The sequence below is a fragment of the Micromonospora mirobrigensis genome, from assembly GCF_900091555.1.
GTDB lineage: Bacteria > Actinomycetota > Actinomycetes > Mycobacteriales > Micromonosporaceae > Micromonospora > Micromonospora mirobrigensis.
In genome coordinates this window covers 459,231-474,808 of the sequence record NZ_FMCX01000001.1, presented here as the reverse complement: position 1 = coordinate 474,808, position 15,578 = coordinate 459,231, and the positions used below count along the sequence as shown (strand labels likewise).

Here is a 15,578-nt window from a genome sequence, read left to right as displayed (position 1 = left end):
CCGGTCAGCCGCCGCGGCCGAGCCGGCGGTAGACCGCGCGCAGGCCGGCGTACGCCCGCCAGTCGTCCCGGGCCACCAGGCGGTGCTTCAACCCGGCCATGCCCCCGGGCACCGGGTAGCCCTCCGCCGGCAGCCGGCGCCGGTAGTCGCGCGCCATCCGGTGGAAGAACGCCTCCCGCAGCTCCGGCGGCACCCGGCGCTCGTTGCCGACGATCACCAGATAGTGGTCGATCATGATGCGGAACAGGTCGGGGCGGAACCGGTCGTGGCGCGGGGCCGCCGCGTCCACCACCTCGAAGAGCCGCTCGTACTGGTCGAAGACCTCGAAGTGGCGGCGGCTCGGGGTCTTGGTGATCGCCCCGGTGTCGGCCCGCTGCCGATAGCAGTAGCAGACCCGGTCCAGCAGGTCGATGCTCCCCGCCGACATCAGCAGCGGGTGGCTGTAGGAGCAGTCCTCGTACCAGCCGGGGGCGAAGCGCAGGCCGGTCCGCTCCAGCAGCTCCCGCCGGACCACCTTCGTGCAGGCCGACTGGGCCAGCCGGAGCAGCTCCGGCCGCTGCGCCAGGGTGATCGGGGCGGCCGGGCGGGCCAGCACCCCGGGCGTCGACCCCGGCACCGTCCGGCCGTCGGGGAAGACCTCCTCGTGGTCGACCACCAGCACGTCCGGTCCGGTCTCGGCGAGCCGGGCCAGCACCGCCGCCACCGAGCCCTCGGGCAGCCAGTCGTCGGCGTCGACGAACCAGACGTACCGGCCGGTGGCGCGGGCCAGGCCGGCGTTGCGCGCCCCACCCAGGCCGGCGTTCTCGGCCAGGTGCAGCACCCGGACCCGGCCGTCGGCGTCGGCGTACCGGTCCAGCAGCGCGGGGCTGCCGTCGGGGGAGCGGTCGTCGACCGCCACGACCTCCAGGTCGGCGGTCGGGTCGGCCAGGATCGAGTCCAGGCACTGCGGCAGGAACGCCTCCACGGCGTACACCGGCACCACCACCGACAGCAGCGGGCCGCGCCGGTCGGTCACGGCTGGCCGTCCTCGGGGCCCGCGCCGTCGCCCGGGCGGGCCGCCGGCGGGGCGGGCCGGGACAGCCGGCGCCGGACCCGGGTGGAGAACTTCCGCCCGGCCAGCGTGCCGACCACCATCGTCGCCTTCGCCAGCGACCGTACGCCGGCCACCTCCACCGCGCTGGGCACCCAGCGGGTCCCGCCGAGCGCCGGGTCGGCGATCATCCGGATCCCCTCGGCGAGCTGCCGCTGCGGCACCCGGTCCAGGTCGATCACGCCGATCATCCGGTCCGGCACCCGCAGGCTGCCGTGCAGCTCGGTAACCAGGTCGGCCGGCGCGTCGGCGGTCACGCCCAGCCGGCGGGCCCGGCCCAGCGCGGCGGTCCGCCACAGCCGGGTCACCGGCGCGTCGGGGGCGTCGGAGGCGCGCAGCTCGACCAGCCCGACCTGCTCCCGGTCGGCCAGCTCGACCAGCCGGCCCACCGCGTGCGGCCCGAGCCCGTGCCGGGTCGACACGTCCAGCCGCCAGGCCGCCGGGAACGGGTCGGCGGGCGCCTCGGTGACCAGCCGCACCCGAGGGTCACCCCGGTAGGTCTCGGCGATCAGCCGCAGGTCCAGCTCCGGGTCGGCGAGCACCCGGCGGCGTCCCTCGTCCAGCCGGTCCCAGGGGCCCACCAGGTGCAGCACCAGGTCCGGCTCGTCGCCGCCGAGGATGGCGTCGACGGCGGTGCGGATCCGCTCCAGCGACCCGTCGCCGACGGTCAGCCGCACGTCCACCAGCGGCACCGACCAGCCCGTCCCGCCGACCTTGCGCAGCCAGCGCGGGTACGGCATCCGGTCGGCCAGGAACGGCCGGTTGTAGCGCTGGACCTGCTCGCGGGCCCGCATCACGTGGCTCGCGCCCAGGTGCCAGCTGCCGGCACCCGGCTCGGGGACGAAGAGCGCCCCGGCCTGGGCGAGCCGGTAGCCCAGCTCGGTGTCCTCGCCGAGGCGCAGCTCGGTGTCCAGGCCGCCGCAGGCCTCGTAGAGCTCCCGGCTCAGCGCGGCGGTCGCCCCGGCGTGGATGGTGAAGGCCAGGTGGTCGGCGGCGCGCAGCTTGTCGGTCCGGTCGATGTACCGCTCGACGTAGTCGTGCGGCTCGCCGGTGGTGGCGAAGAGGGCCTGCGGGGTCCCCGCGTCCCAGTGCTCCACCACGGCCGCCGGGGTGGGCCAGTCGGGGGCGCCGGGTCGGGTGTCGACGAACCGCTTGTAACCCAGGGTCACCGCGTACGGCGCCTGGTGGTGCCAGCGCAGCTGGGCCTCGACGTGCTCCGGGTAGGCCACCATGTCGGCGTCGAGCCAGTGCAGCACCGCGCCGGTGCTCTGGGTGGCGCCCACGTGCAGGGCGTTGGCCCGCCCCCAGCCGGTGGAGTGGTCGGCGGCGCGGATCAGCCGGGTACGCGTCGGCCGGTTCTCGGGCAGCGTGATCGGCGGCTCGGAGCCGTCGTCGACCACGACGACCTCCAGCAGCTCCGCCGGGTAGGTCTGCCGGCTCAGCGAGGCCAGGGTGAGGTCCAGGCTCTCCTGGCAGTTGAACGCCGGGATGATCACGCTGACCGACAGCTCGGGCCGCCAGTCGCCCAGGGCGGGGACGGTCAGCGTCGACCAGTCGTTGCGGCGGACGCGGGGCGCGGGGTTCATGCGGTTCCGAAGGTCTCGTGGGGCGGCAGTCCGGTCCACTGCCGCAGCGGGTTCTGCACGAAGTAGTCCAGGCCAGGGTCCCAGGTGTGCCCCTCGCCGTGGCGGGTGTAGAGGAATCCGAAGCCGTGCGTGCGGTAGACCAGGCCGCCGGCGTCCAGCACCCGGTCCAGCAGGGCGCGGTCGATGGACCGGTTCACCGGCCGCCAGCCGCCGACCGCCTCCAGGTCGCCGCGGGAGAGCAGCATGGTGCCGCCGGCCACCACGGCGTCGTACATCTCGGAGCCCATCCGGCGCCGCACGGTCAGGTCGCGGGGCTCCAGGTAGACGAACTCGGCGCCCTTGCCGACCACCGTCCCGCCCGAGTAGTGCCGGGCCAGGACCAGGTCCCAGACGTGCTCCACGCCGTAGCGGTCGTCGTCGTCAACCTTGGTGACCAGGGTGCCCCGGGCGTACCGGGTCACCTCGGACAGCGCCTCGCCGAAGACGACGTCCCCGGCCACCGGCACCACCTGCACCGGCAGCGGGCAGTCGGCGACCGCGGCGGCCACCGCCGGCGGCAGCTCGACGCCGTGCAGCCCGACCACCACCTCCAGCTCCGGGTAGGACTGTCCGGCCAGGTCGCGCAGCGCGGTGACCAGCCGCTCGGGGCGGCGGGTCATCAGCAGCGCGGTGACCGACGGCGGCCGGGCCAGGGTCGGGTAACCGTCGGTGACCCGGGGCAGGACCAGACCGGTGGCGTGTCCGCGCAGGGCGGCCCGGCGCTGCCGGATGCTGGCCAGCTCGCGGTCGACGGGGTCGGCGTCCGGGGCCGGCGGCGCGGCGGCGGTCAGCTCGGCCAGTTCCGGCCCGAGCAGGGCGGCGGCCTCGGCCGGCAGGTCGGGGGCGTGCACCAGCAGGCCGGTCATGGCGAGCTGGGCGACGGTGGCGGCCACGGCCGGGCCGGTGCCGGCCCCGCCGGCCAGGACCACCGCGGCCAGTTCCTTGAGTACGCCGGACTGCCGCCCGTCGAGCGGGTCACCGACCCGGCCGGCGACCACGACGTGGTCGTCGGCGCCGGTGGTGACCTGCCAGCGGAGCGTGCCGTCCCGGTCGAGCAGCCGCAGCGTGCCGGTGGGCATCTTCGCGCCGTAGCGGTTGCGGCCGACCGGGTTGGCGGTGCCGGCGTCGACCAGCACCACGCTGCCACCGGAGGCGTCGCGGACGCCGGTGGGCTCGCCGGTGAGCCGGGGGGCGGGCACGTTGAGCCGCCCGTCCGGCGTCTCGGCCGGGGTGTCCGCGCCGGCCGGGAGCAGCCGCAGGTCGTACGGGCGGACCGGGGCGTCGCCCGGCTCCGGCCCGGCCGGGACGCGGGTCACCGCGGCCGGGGTGAGCCAGCCGGGCAGCTCGCCGTCGACGGCCAGGTCGGGGGCGCCGGGGAGGGGCAGCGCGGTGGGCGGGCGCAGGGCGTCCAGCACGGCGGCCACCACCCGGTGCAGCGGCACCGGGTCGGCCAGGGTCACCGCGACGCGGGCCCGGCCGGTGCCGCCGCGGGGCAGCGTGATCTGGTGGGTGAGCAGCCCGGGCAGCGGCCCCAGCCGGCCGGACCAGCCGGGGCGGGGGGCCTGCCACCGCTCGACGGCGACGCGCAGCTCCGCCACCGAGGTCGGCTCGGCCCGGACGACGTGCCGGTGCAGCTCGGCGACGGTGGCCACGGTGATCTCACCGGGCTGGCCGCCGGCCGGCGTCGTGGCGGATTCCTCCCAGCCGGCCAGCCGTCGGGGCGTGGCCTCGCGCAACCGGCGGGCGTAGTGCCCCAGCCGCCGGCGTACCCCCGCCACCACCCGGCGCCGGGTCACGGCCGCCATCTCAACGCTCCGGCCCGCCGTACCCCTGTCGGAAACACCGGAAGAAGCTAGCACGGGGCGGGGCCGCTCCCGGCGGGGACGGCGTCGGTGCCACGCGGGCCGTGGGGGTCGGTCGGGGGCGCCCCGACGGTGGCGGTCGGTGCGTCCGCGCCGGCCTGCGGGCCGAGCACCGTGTCGCGTTCGGCCATCCAGCGCAGCGAGTCGCGGATGCCGTCGGCGATCGAGTACGTCGGGGTCCAGCCGAGCAGTTCCCGGGCCCGCTCGCTGCGGGTGTAGGTGCCCGCCGAGTCGCCGGGCCGGCGGTCGGTCTCGCGCACCTTCACGGGGTGGCCGAGGACCTGCTCGAAGGCGGTCACCAGCTCGCGCACGGTGGTGCCGTCGCCGGTGCCGAGGTTGATCACGGTGTACGTCCCGGCGTCGGCCGCGAAGATCGAGTCGAACCGGCGCAGGGCCAGCACGTGCGCCCGGGCCAGGTCCCAGACGTGCACGTAGTCGCGGATGCCGGAGCCGTCCCGGGTGGGCCAGTCGGTGCCGGTGAGCGGGAACTCCTCGCCACCCTGGGCGGCCTCGATGAGCCGGCCGAGCACGTGGGTCGGCCGGGGCACCTGAAGGCCGGTACGCAGCTTCGGGTCGGCGCCGATCGGGTTGAAGTAGCGCAGCGACAGCACCCGCAGCGGGTACGCCCGGGCGACGTCCTCCAGCATCTGCTCCAGCATCGCCTTGCTGCGCGCGTACGGGCTGAGCGCCTCGACCGGGGAGGTCTCGTCGACGGTGAAGTCGGCCCCGGGCTGGTAGATCGAGGCCGACGAGCTGAACAGCAGCCGGGTGCAGCCGTTGCGGATGACGCTCTCGACCAGGTCGAGCGACTTGGCCACGTTCTCCCGGTAGTAGCGCAGCGGGTGGGCCACCGACTCCGGTACCACGATCAGCGCGGCGCAGTGCACCACGGCCTGGATGTCCGGGTGCTCGGCGAAGATCTTGTCGATCAGCGGCCCGTCGGCCATGTCGCCCGGGTAGAAGATCCGCCCCCGGGTGAACTCCTCCCGGCCGGTGCTGAGGTTGTCCAGGATCACCGGGGTGATGCCGTTCTCCAGGCAGGCGGTGGCGACCGTGCTGCCGATGAAGCCGGCGCCGCCGACGACGAGGACCTTCACCTCGGGCAGGGCGGGCACGTTCTCCGTGCGGGGGAGCATCTCGGTGCCTCCTGGGCGGGGGTCGGGGATTCAGGCGGTGACGGGGGCGCCCGGCGGGGGCGTGCCGACCGGCGGGACGACCGCGGCCGGGGCGGGTTCGGTCGGTCGGGGCGCGGCGGGTGCGGGTCCGGCCGGTCGGGGTGCGGCGGGCCGGGGGGCCACGGCGGGCGGGGACATCAGCTCGGACTGGAGCGTGGCGGCGGTGATCGCCGCGAGCCGGGGCAGGTAGCCCTGGGGGATCCGGGTCCGGGAGATGGCCAGCCGCCAGTAGAGCGGCCCGATTATCAGGTCGACCGCCGCCTCGGTGTCGATCTGCGGGGAGAGTTCGCCGCGGGCGACCGCCCGGCCGAGCAGCAGGTCGGCGACGTTACGCTGGTTGGCGCGCAGCGCCTGCTGGAGCGTCTCGGCGATCTGCGGGTTGCGGGCCGCCTCGGCGAGCAGGTCGGGGACGACCTGCGAGGCCAGCCGGTGCTTGAGCACCTGGTTGATGATCTGGAGCAGGATCTCCAGGTCGTCGCGGAGCGAGCCGGTGTCCGGCAGCGGCATCTTGCGGACCGCCAGGTCGGAGACGACGTCGAGGACCAGGGCCAGCTTGGAGTTCCACCGGCGGTAGACCGCGGTCTTGCCCACGCCGGCCCGGCGGGCCACTCCCTCGATGGACAGGCGCCCGTAGCCGACCTCGGCGAGCTCCTGCATGACGGCGGCGCGGATGGCCGAGGTGATGTCTCCTCGGAGCACCGCTGCACCCGCCGGAGCGCGCTTGTTCTGGGTCACGCAGGCCAGCGTAGCGCAACGACGGTACCGTTGCGTCTCGACGTTGGTTGGACTACATTCGGCGCAGCGTTGAAACGGACCCGTTCCGTCGGGTGTCGCTTATACGCTGAGTGACGGATGCTCCTCCCCAGAAGGACCGAGAGATCGGAGCACATCTTCATGCCCGACACGGCGTTCGCCGATCCGGACGCGGGCCTGTCCCCGGCGGAACTGGCCGCCCGGCACGGCCTCGGGTTCGCCGGCACGAGACCGACTCTCGGCGGCTATGCCCGGCAACTGTGGGCGTACCGGCACTTCATCGTGGCGTACTCCAACGCCCGGGTCTCCGCGTCGTTCAGCCTGACGCGGCTGGGCCGGCTGTGGCAGGTGCTGACCCCGCTGACCAACGCGGCGGTCTACTACCTGATCTTCGGTGTGGTGCTGGCCACCAGGCACTCCACCCCGAACTTCATCGCCTACCTCTGCACCGGTCTGTTCATCTTCGTCTTCACCCAGACCGTGGCCCAGGCCGGCGTGGCCTCGATCACCGGCAACATGGGGCTGATCCGGGCGCTGCACTTCCCGCGTGCCTGCCTGCCGATCGCGATCGCGCTGATCGAGCTGCAGAACATCGGCGCCTCGATGCTGGTGCTGACCGGCATCGTGCTGCTCACCGGTGAGCCGCTCACCTGGGAGTGGCTGCTGATCTTCCCGGCGCTGGCGCTCCAGATGATCTTCAACACCGGTCTGGGGATGTTCCTGGCCCGGCTGGGCAGCAAGATGACCGACCTCAAGCAGGTCATCCCGTTCGTCATGCGGACCTGGATGTACGGCTCCGGCGTCTTCTACGCCTCCAGCCTCTTCGCCGAGCACCTGCCCAGGTGGGCGGCGGTAATCGTCGAGGCGAACCCGATGCTGGTCTACATCGAGCTGATCCGGCACGCGATGCTGGAGAACGTGAAGCTCTCGTCTACGCTGCCGCACCTGTGGCTGTTGGCGGTCGTCTGGGCGCTGGTGGTCTTCGTCGGTGGGTATGTCTATTTCTGGCGGGGGGAGCAGGAGTATGGGCGTGGCTGAGGTAGCGGAGCGCCCGGCCGAGGCCGGGCAGCGCATCCCCACCGTGATCGTCGACGACGTGCACGTGGTCTACCGGGTTCAGGGCCCGGGCACCCCGGGCAGCGGCTCCCCGGTCGCCGCGCTGAGCCGGATGCTCACCGGCAAGCGCACCCCGGGCCTGCGCGAGGTGCACGCGATCAAGGGCGTCAGCTTCACCGCGTACCGGGGCGAGGCGATCGGCCTGATCGGCAGCAACGGTTCCGGCAAGTCCACCATCCTGCGGGCCATCGCCGGGCTGCTGCCGATCGAGAAGGGCGGCCTCTACACCGCCGGCCAGCCCTCCCTGCTCGGCGTCAACGCCGCCCTGATGAACGACCTCTCCGGTGAGCGCAACGTCGAGCTGGGCTGCCTGGCCATGGGCATGAGCAAGGCCGACGCCAAGAAGAACTCCCCGTCGATCATCGAGTTCTCCGGCATCAACGAGCGTGGCGACTTCGCCTCGCTGCCGATGCGGACCTACTCCTCCGGCATGGCGGCGCGGCTGCGCTTCGCCATCGCCGCCGCGAAGAAGCACGACGTGCTCCTGATCGACGAGGCGCTGGCCACCGGCGACGCCCGGTTCCGCAAGCGCAGCGAGGCCCGGGTCCGGGAGCTGCGCGCCGAGGCCGGCACCGTCTTCCTGGTCAGCCACAACAACCAGTCGATCATCGACACCTGCGAGCGGGCCATCTGGCTCGAATCCGGGGAGATCCGAGGCGACGGCCCGACCGCCGACGTCATCAAGGAATATCAGCAGTACATGAACCGCAAGTGACGGTCGTTCACCGCCCGAGGAGCTGATCGATCTCGGCCAGCTCCTCGGCGGTGAAGTCCAGCCGGCCCACCGCGGCCACGTTCGTCTCCAACTGCCCGACGCTGCTCGCGCCGATGATGAGGCTGGTCATCCGCTCGTCGCGCAGCGCCCAGGCCAGCGCCAGCTGGGCCAGGCTCTGGCCACGGCGCTCCGCCACCGAGGCCAGCCCCCGGATGGTCGCCATCTTCTTCTCGTCCAGGTCGCTCTCGCTGAGGAAGACGCTGGTCCGCACCCGGGAGTCCGCCGGGATGCCCTTGAGGTAACGGTCGGTGAGCAGTCCCTGCGCCAGCGGGCTGAACGCGATGCAGCCGGCGCCGACCTCGGCCAGGGTGTCCAGCAGGCCGTCGTCCTCCGTCCAGCGGTTGAGCATCGAGTACGACGGCTGGTTGATCAGCAGCGGCGTACCGAGGTCCCGCAGGATCGCCGCCGCCCGGGCGGTCTGCTCCGAGTCGTAGTTCGAGATGCCGACGTAGAGCGCCCTCCCGGAGCGGACGATCGCGTCCAGCGCGCCCATCGTCTCCTCCAGCGGGGTGTCCGGGTCGAACCGGTGCGAGTAGAAGACGTCGACATAGTCCAGCCCGAGCCGGCGCAGCGACTGGTCCAGCGACGAGATCAGGTACTTCCGCGAACCCCACTCGCCGTACGGGCCGGGCCACATCAGGTAGCCGGCCTTGCTGGAGATCACCAGCTCGTCCCGGTACGGCCTCAGGTCGGTGGCGAGCATCCGGCCGAACGCCTCCTCGGCGGCGCCCGGCGGCGGGCCGTAGTTGTTGGCCAGGTCGAAGTGGGTCACCCCGAGGTCGAAGGCGCGCCGGACGATGTCCCGCTGCCGCTCGTACGGCCGGTCGGGGCCGAAGTTGTGCCAGAGCCCGAGCGAGATGACGGGCAGGCGCAGTCCGCTGCGCCCGCTGCGCCGGTAGGTCATGGAGTCGTAGCGGTCGTCCGCGGCAAGGTAGGTCACGGATCATCAGCCTAGTGCGCGTTGGCGCGGGTAGCTTCGAGCCCATGCGCTTCGTCCAGCTCGACACCCCCCGTCCCATTTCCAAGATCGGCCTCGGCACCTGGCAGTTCGGCTCCCGGGAGTGGGGCTACGGCGCCGACTACGAGCACCGCGCCGCCGACATCGTCCGGCGCGCCCTCGACCTCGGGGTCACCCTCTTCGACACCGCGGAGCTGTACGGCTTCGGCCGCAGCGAACGGATCCTCGGCGCCGCCCTCGGCGACCAGCGGGACAAGGTCGTGGTGGCCAGCAAGATCTTCCCGGTGCTGCCGGTCGCCTCGGTGGTGCAGCAGCGCGCGGTCGCCTCCGCGGCGCGGCTCGGTGTCCGGCAGATCGACCTCTACCAGGTGCACCAGCCCAACCCGGTGGTCGCCGACACCACCACCATGCGCGGCATGCGGGCCCTTCAGGACGTGGGCCTGGTCGGCGAGGTCGGGGTCAGCAACTACGGCCTGCGCCGCTGGCAGTTCGCCGAGGCCGCCCTCGGCCGCCGGGTGCTGAGCAACCAGGTCCGCTACAGCATGATCGACCGCAGGCCCGAGGACGACCTGATCCCGTACGCCGAGCAGGCCGGCCGGATCGTCATCGCGTACAGCCCCCTCGCCCAGGGCTTCCTCTCCGGCCGCTACGACGCGAAGAACCCGCCCAGCGGCGCGGTACGCCGGGCCAACCCGTACTTCCTGCCGGAGAACCTGGAACGCGGCGCCGAGCTGATCGACACGCTGCGGCAGGTCGCCGAGGCGCACGACGCCACGCCCAGCCAGATCGCCCTGGCCTACCTGCTGCGGCACCCGAACGTGGTGGCCATCCCCGGCGCGTCCGGCGTGGAGCAGATGGAACGCAACGCCGCCGCCGCCGAGATCGACCTGGCCGACGACCAGTACGCCGCCCTGCGGGACGCCGCCCACCGGTTCCGGCCGGTGACCGGGCTGGCCGCGGCGCCGAAGCTGCTCCGCGCCCGGATGGGAAAGTGAGCGCATGGACGACATCACCGCACTGATCCTCGACGACCACGCGGCCTTCCGTCGCGGCTTCGCCCGACTCGACGACGCCCGCGACGACGCCGAACTGCTCGCCGTCTGGGAGGCGCTCGCGCTGCACCTGGACATCCACGCCGAGGCGGAGGAGACGATCCTCTACCCCCACCTGGTCAGGCACGGCGACGACGGGGAGGAGGAGACCGAGGACGCCATCGGCGACCACAACAAGATCCGCGACGCGGTGGCCGAGTCGAAGCTGCACCCGGTCGGCTCCGACAAGTGGTGGGCCGCGGTGTGGAAGGCCCGCCGGGAGAACAGCGAACACCTCGCCGAGGAGGAGGACGAGGCGCTGCCCGACTTCCGCCGGCACGCGGGCGTGGAGCTCCGCGCCGAACTGGGGGCGCGCTGGCTGACCTTCTACGGCGAGCACAAGAACGGCCGCGACCTGCGGTTCGCCGACAAGGACCCGCAGGAGTACGTGCGCGACCATCGCTGAGGTGGGGTGGCTGCCCGGAAACCCTGACCTGGGTGGGGTGCGTCCGTGGGTTGCGGTGGGTGCCGTCGTCGTGGGGCTCGATCTCCCCGGTGCGGGGGAGTCGCGGACGGGTGCTGCCGGGCCACAATGTGGCGGTGAGGGGTTGGGGGGCGCTGGGGGCGCTGGTGCGGGCCAGCACCTGGCGGCGAGCGGTGTTCCTGCTGCTCGGCGGGGTGCTCGCGCTGCCGTACGCGCTGCTGGCGGCGACCTTCGCGCAGCTGTTCACCCGGGACGTGGTGCCGGTGCCGCTGGTGGTCGGCCTGCTGCTGGTGGCGACGGTGATCGCCGCCGTGCCGGTCTTCCTCGACGGCAGTCGGACCCTGGAGATCGCCGCCGTCCGGGCGCTGCTCGCGGTGGAGCTGCCGGAACCGCCGGCCGGTCACCGGCCGGACCGGGAGACCCGGCTACGGGCCGCGCTCTGGATCGCCCTGCACCTGGCCACCGGAGGGTTGGTGCTCTTCGCCGCGATCAGCGCCTTCCCGATGGCGCTGGTCTTCATCGCCCAGCAGTTCGGCATCGACACCGGGCCGGCCGACACCCTCGGTCCGCTGACCGGTCGGGCCCCGGTGTGGCAGACCGTCACCGGGGTGCTGCTGCTGGTCGGCCTCGGCTACGCGGTGGCCGGGCTGGGCGCGCTGGCCGCGTCGATGGCGCCGGTGCTGCTCGGGCCCTCCCCGGCCGAACGCATCGCCGGCCTGGAGGCCCGCGCCACCCGGCTGGCCGAGCGCAACCGGCTGGCCCGCGAACTGCACGACTCGGTGGGGCACGCGCTGACCGTGGCCACCCTCCAGGCCGGCGCCGCCCGGCAGCTGCTCGACGGCGACCCGGAGTTCGCCCGGCGGGCGCTCGCCGCGATCGAGGAGACCAGCCGCGCGGCAATGGACGACCTCGACCACGTCCTGGGGCTGCTCCGGGAGCGCGAGGACGGGTCGCGGCCACCGGCCGACACCGCCCCGCAGCGCACCCTGGCCCAGCTCGGGCGGCTCGTCGACGACACCCGCGGCACCGGGCTGCCGGTGCGTACCCGGATCGCCGGCGACCTCGCCGCGCTGCCCGCCGCGGTCTCCCGGGAGGGCTACCGGATCGTCCAGGAGGGACTGACCAACGCCGCCCGACACGGCCACGGACCGGTCCGGCTGCGGGTGGACGTACCCGCCGGAGCGGCGGCCCCGGACCCCGGCGGACCCGACCCCCGGTGGCTGGAGATCGAGCTGGAGAACGAGCTGACCGCCACCACCGGGCCCGGTGGCGGCGGACGCGGCCTGGACGGCATGCGGGAGCGGGTGCTGCTGCTCGGCGGCCGGATCGACGCCGGACCGGAGGGCGGGCGCTGGCGGGTCCAGGTCCGGCTGCCGGTGCCCAGGGAGGAGCCCAGGTGAGCATCGACGTGCTGATCGTCGACGACGACGAACTGATCCGGGTGGGGCTGCGGGCGATCGTCGACGCCCAGCCCGACCTGCGGGTCGTGGGGGAGGCCGCCGACGGCGCCGAGGTGCCGCCGCTGGTGGCGAAGCTGCGCCCCCGGGTGGTGCTGATGGACGTGCGGATGCCGGCCATCGACGGCATCCAGGCCACCCGGCGGCTGCTCGCCACCTCCGCCGACCCGCCCCGCGTCCTGGTCGTCACCACCTTCGCCAACGACGAGTACGTCTACGAGGCGCTGCGCGCCGGCGCCAGCGGCTTCCTGCTGAAGCGGGCCCGTCCCGCCGAGGTGGTGGAGGCGATCCGGGTGGTGGCCGCCGGGGAGTCGCTGCTCTTCCCGGCGGCGATCCGGCAGCTCGTCGGGGCGTACGCGGGGCCGGGCGGGGACCGGCTGGCCTCGGCCCGGCTCACCGAGCGGGAGGGGGAGGTGCTGCGGCTGATGACCACCGGGCTGTCCAACACCGAGATCGCCGCGCAGCTGGTCGTCGGGGTGGAGACGGTGAAGACCCACGTCGGCAACGTGCTGGCCAAGCTGGGTGTGCGGGACCGCACCCAGGCGGTGATCGCCGCGTACGAGTCGGGGTTCGTGGTCCCGACCGGCTGAGGCCGTCCCCCGGCCGGGGGACCGGGCTGGCCCCGGCGCGGGAGGCCGGCGACGGTCGATCGGCCGAGGCTGGAACCATGACCACCACGACCCGCACCCCGACCGGATCCCGGCTCGCCCTCGCCCCACCGCTGGCCGCCGCCTGGCTGGCCGGCTGGGGTGTGGTCGCGCTCGTCGGCACCCTGACCCGGGCCGGCTACCCGTTCGGCGACAACGACCCGTACGGCGACGGCGCGAACCTGCTCCGGCTGGTGCCGGTGGCGGCCGGGCCGCCGCTCTTCGCCGCCCTGCTGTTGGCCGGCGCCGTGGTGGCCCTGGTCGCCACCGGCTCCACCCCGCTGCGTCGCCCGACACGGCTGCTGGTCCTCGGCTACGGCTGGGCGCTGGCCGCCTTCCTCGCCGTGGTGGTGCCGGACGTGCGGGTGCTGATGATGCTCGGCTACGCGCCGATGCTGATCCTCGGCGCGCCGTTCGGCTGGCCCCCCGTCGACTACTCGGCGCTGTTCACCTGGGCGCTGTTCGCCCGGGGCGCGGCGCTGGTCGGCGGGGTGCTGCTGGCCGGCGCGCTGCTGGTCTGGCAGCGGCGGACCGGCGCGGCCTGCATGGCCTGCGGCCGGCGCGCGGCGGGGCACGGCTGGACCACGGCGGCGTCGGCCGCCCGGTGGGGGCGCTGGGCCACCTGGACCGCCGCGGTCATCCCGCTGGTCTACGCGGCCACCCGGTTCGCCTGGCTGTTCGGGATCCCGCTCGGCATCGGCCGGGACCTCCTGACCGAGATGCACGAGACCGGACTGGTCTGGGCCGGTGTCGGGCTGGGCGCGTTCGCCACCGTCGGCGCGGTGCTCACCGTCGGTCTGGTCCGGCCCTGGGGTGAGCGGTTCCCGCGTTGGCTGCCCGGGCTGGCCGGCCGGCGGGTGCCGGTGGCCCTGGCGGTGGTCCCGGCGACCCTGGTCGCCCTGTCGGTGACCGGGGCGTCGCTGGCCCTGCTGACCGCCCCGCAGTTCTGGCGGCTGACCGAGGACCTCAGCGCGGCCGAGGCGCCGATGCTGCTCTGGCCGTTCTGGGGCGTCGCGCTGGGGGCGGCGACGCTGGCGTACCACCTGCGGCGGCGGGGCGCCTGCCGGCGCTGCGGCCGGGACTGACGGCCACGGATGGGCCGGCCCGCTCAGTGACGGGCGATCCCGGCGCGGACCGCGCTAGCGTGTATCGGGTGACTGCGCCCAACCAGGCTATTCCGGTCCCACCCGCCGACCTGCCCGGCACGCTCGGGCAGCTCCGCGCCGCGGGACACCGCTACCGCACGGTCAAGCAGGAACTCCGCGACAACCTCCTGGCCCGGATGCGGACCGGCGAGGACCGCTTCCCCGGCATCGTCGGCTACGACGACACCGTCCTGCCCGAGGTCGAGCGGGCCCTGCTCGCCGGCCACGACATGGTGCTGCTCGGCGAGCGCGGCCAGGGCAAGACCCGACTGATCCGCTCGCTCGGCGCGCTGCTCGACGAGTGGACCCCGGTGATCCCCGGCTCGGTGCTCAACGAGCACCCGATGCACCCGCTCACCCCGGCCAGCCACGCCCAGGTGGCCGGGGCCGGCGACGACCTGCCGATCGGCTGGCTGCACCGGTCGATGCGCTACGGCGAGAAGCTCGCCACCCCGGACACCAGCGTCGGTGACCTGATCGGCGACGTGGACCCGATCCGGATCGCCCAGGGGCGTACCCTCGGCGACCCGGAGACCATCCACTTCGGCCTCGTGCCGCGTACCAACCGGGGCGTCTTCGCCGTCAACGAGCTGCCCGACCTGGCCGAACGCATCCAGGTGGCGCTGCTCAACGTGCTGGAGGAGCGGGACATCCAGGTTCGCGGCTACCAGCTGCGGCTGCCACTGGACCTGCTCCTGGTGGCCAGCGCCAACCCGGAGGACTACACCAACCGGGGTCGGATCATCACCCCGCTCAAGGACCGGTTCGGCGCGGAGATCCGTACCCACTACCCGGTCGACCTGGAGCTGGAGCTGGCGCTGATCCGGCAGGAGGCCGACCTGGTCGCCGAGGTGCCGGAGCACGTGCTGGAGGTCCTCGCGCGGTTCGCCCGCGACGTCCGCGAGTCACCGTCGGTGGACCCGCGCTCCGGGGTCTCCGCCCGGTTCGCCATCGCCGCCGCGGAGACCGTCGCGGCGGCCGCGCTGCGCCGCGCCGGCCTGCTCGCCGGTTCCGCTCCCGCCGGGGTACGCCCCGAGGCCGCCGTCGCCCGGGTCGGCGACGCCGTCTCCGTCACCTCCACCCTGCGCGGCAAGGTGGAGTTCGAGAGCGGCGAGGAGGGGCGGGAGATCGAGGTCCTGGCCCACCTGCTGCGTACCGCCACCGCGGAGACGTTCCGGACCCGGTTGGCCGGGCTGGACCTGTCCGGCTTCACCGCGCTGGTCGGCGAGGGCGCGGTGATCGAGACCGGGGAGCTGGTCTCCTCGGCCGAGCTGCTGCGCCAGGTCGGCACCGTCCCCGGGCTGGCCAAGGCGCTGGACCGGCTGGGCCTGGGCGACGCGCCCACGCCCGAGCAGGCCGCCGCCGGGGTGGAGTTCGTCCTGGAGGGGCTGTACCTGACCCGCCGGCTCGGCAAGGACGTCACCGAGACCGGGCGCACCGTCTACGGCGGCCGGGGCTGA

General features: G+C 74.1%; 14 protein-coding genes. 8 read left to right on the top strand and 6 right to left on the bottom strand.

Features of this window, described 5'->3' with window-relative positions:
• Nucleotides 1-4: 4 nt before the first annotated feature.
• The 5 genes from GA0070564_RS02290 to GA0070564_RS02270 are packed head-to-tail and all read right to left on the bottom strand — an operon-like array spanning nt 5 to nt 6,451.
• Complete coding sequence (locus GA0070564_RS02290; RefSeq protein WP_245669790.1) at nt 5-1,015, bottom strand: glycosyltransferase family 2 protein; 1,011 nt, start codon at nt 1,013-1,015, stop codon at nt 5-7.
• The gene (locus tag GA0070564_RS02285; protein ID WP_091601729.1) at nt 1,012-2,676 is read right to left on the bottom strand and encodes a glycosyltransferase family 2 protein; all 1,665 of its coding nucleotides are present in this window, start codon (nt 2,674-2,676) and stop codon (nt 1,012-1,014) included. The genes GA0070564_RS02290 and GA0070564_RS02285 overlap by 4 nt, the downstream gene beginning before the upstream one ends.
• Nucleotides 2,673-4,520, bottom strand: coding sequence for a hypothetical protein (locus GA0070564_RS02280; protein WP_091601726.1), 1,848 nt, complete (start codon nt 4,518-4,520; stop codon nt 2,673-2,675). Before GA0070564_RS02280 ends, GA0070564_RS02285 begins: the two co-directional genes overlap by 4 nt.
• A gap of 47 nt (nt 4,521-4,567) precedes the next feature.
• Nucleotides 4,568-5,713, bottom strand: coding sequence for a UDP-glucose 4-epimerase GalE (galE, locus tag GA0070564_RS02275; RefSeq protein ID WP_245669789.1), 1,146 nt, complete (start codon nt 5,711-5,713; stop codon nt 4,568-4,570).
• A 30-nt stretch (nt 5,714-5,743) separates the two neighbouring features.
• Entirely contained in the window at nt 5,744-6,451 is a 708-nt protein-coding gene (locus tag GA0070564_RS02270; RefSeq protein WP_245669836.1) for a TetR/AcrR family transcriptional regulator, read from the bottom strand.
• Between the two features lie 195 nt (nt 6,452-6,646).
• On the opposite strand from GA0070564_RS02270, the gene GA0070564_RS02265 reads away from it, so the two are divergent.
• Complete coding sequence (locus GA0070564_RS02265; protein WP_091601720.1) at nt 6,647-7,543, top strand: ABC transporter permease; 897 nt, start codon at nt 6,647-6,649, stop codon at nt 7,541-7,543.
• Nucleotides 7,530-8,336, top strand: coding sequence for an ABC transporter ATP-binding protein (locus GA0070564_RS02260; RefSeq protein ID WP_091601717.1), 807 nt, complete (start codon nt 7,530-7,532; stop codon nt 8,334-8,336). Before GA0070564_RS02265 ends, GA0070564_RS02260 begins: the two co-directional genes overlap by 14 nt.
• Before the next feature lie 7 nt (nt 8,337-8,343).
• Here the strand turns inward: GA0070564_RS02260 and mgrA are convergent, their stop codons facing one another.
• Nucleotides 8,344-9,336: an L-glyceraldehyde 3-phosphate reductase gene (gene mgrA, locus GA0070564_RS02255; RefSeq protein ID WP_091601715.1), complete on the bottom strand. Its 993-nt coding sequence runs from the start codon at nt 9,334-9,336 to the stop codon at nt 8,344-8,346.
• A 44-nt stretch (nt 9,337-9,380) separates the two neighbouring features.
• Here mgrA and GA0070564_RS02250 point away from each other — a divergent pair, with 44 nt between their 5' ends.
• From GA0070564_RS02250 to GA0070564_RS02225, 6 genes are all read left to right on the top strand, one after another.
• Entirely contained in the window at nt 9,381-10,349 is a 969-nt protein-coding gene (locus tag GA0070564_RS02250; protein WP_091601712.1) for an aldo/keto reductase, read from the top strand.
• A 4-nt stretch (nt 10,350-10,353) separates the two neighbouring features.
• Nucleotides 10,354-10,851 (top strand): hemerythrin domain-containing protein, encoded by a 498-nt coding sequence (locus GA0070564_RS02245; protein ID WP_091601709.1) that lies wholly within the window; start codon nt 10,354-10,356, stop codon nt 10,849-10,851.
• A 134-nt stretch (nt 10,852-10,985) separates the two neighbouring features.
• Nucleotides 10,986-12,269 (top strand): sensor histidine kinase, encoded by a 1,284-nt coding sequence (locus GA0070564_RS02240; RefSeq protein WP_218104869.1) that lies wholly within the window; start codon nt 10,986-10,988, stop codon nt 12,267-12,269.
• Entirely contained in the window at nt 12,266-12,916 is a 651-nt protein-coding gene (locus tag GA0070564_RS02235; protein ID WP_091601706.1) for a response regulator, read from the top strand. The genes GA0070564_RS02240 and GA0070564_RS02235 overlap by 4 nt, the downstream gene beginning before the upstream one ends.
• A 77-nt stretch (nt 12,917-12,993) precedes the next feature.
• Nucleotides 12,994-14,058: a hypothetical protein gene (locus GA0070564_RS02230; RefSeq protein ID WP_091601703.1), complete on the top strand. Its 1,065-nt coding sequence runs from the start codon at nt 12,994-12,996 to the stop codon at nt 14,056-14,058.
• 59 nt (nt 14,059-14,117) lie between these two features.
• A complete protein-coding gene (locus GA0070564_RS02225; protein ID WP_091601700.1) occupies nt 14,118-15,578 on the top strand; it encodes a magnesium chelatase ATPase subunit I in 1,461 nt (486 codons plus the stop codon).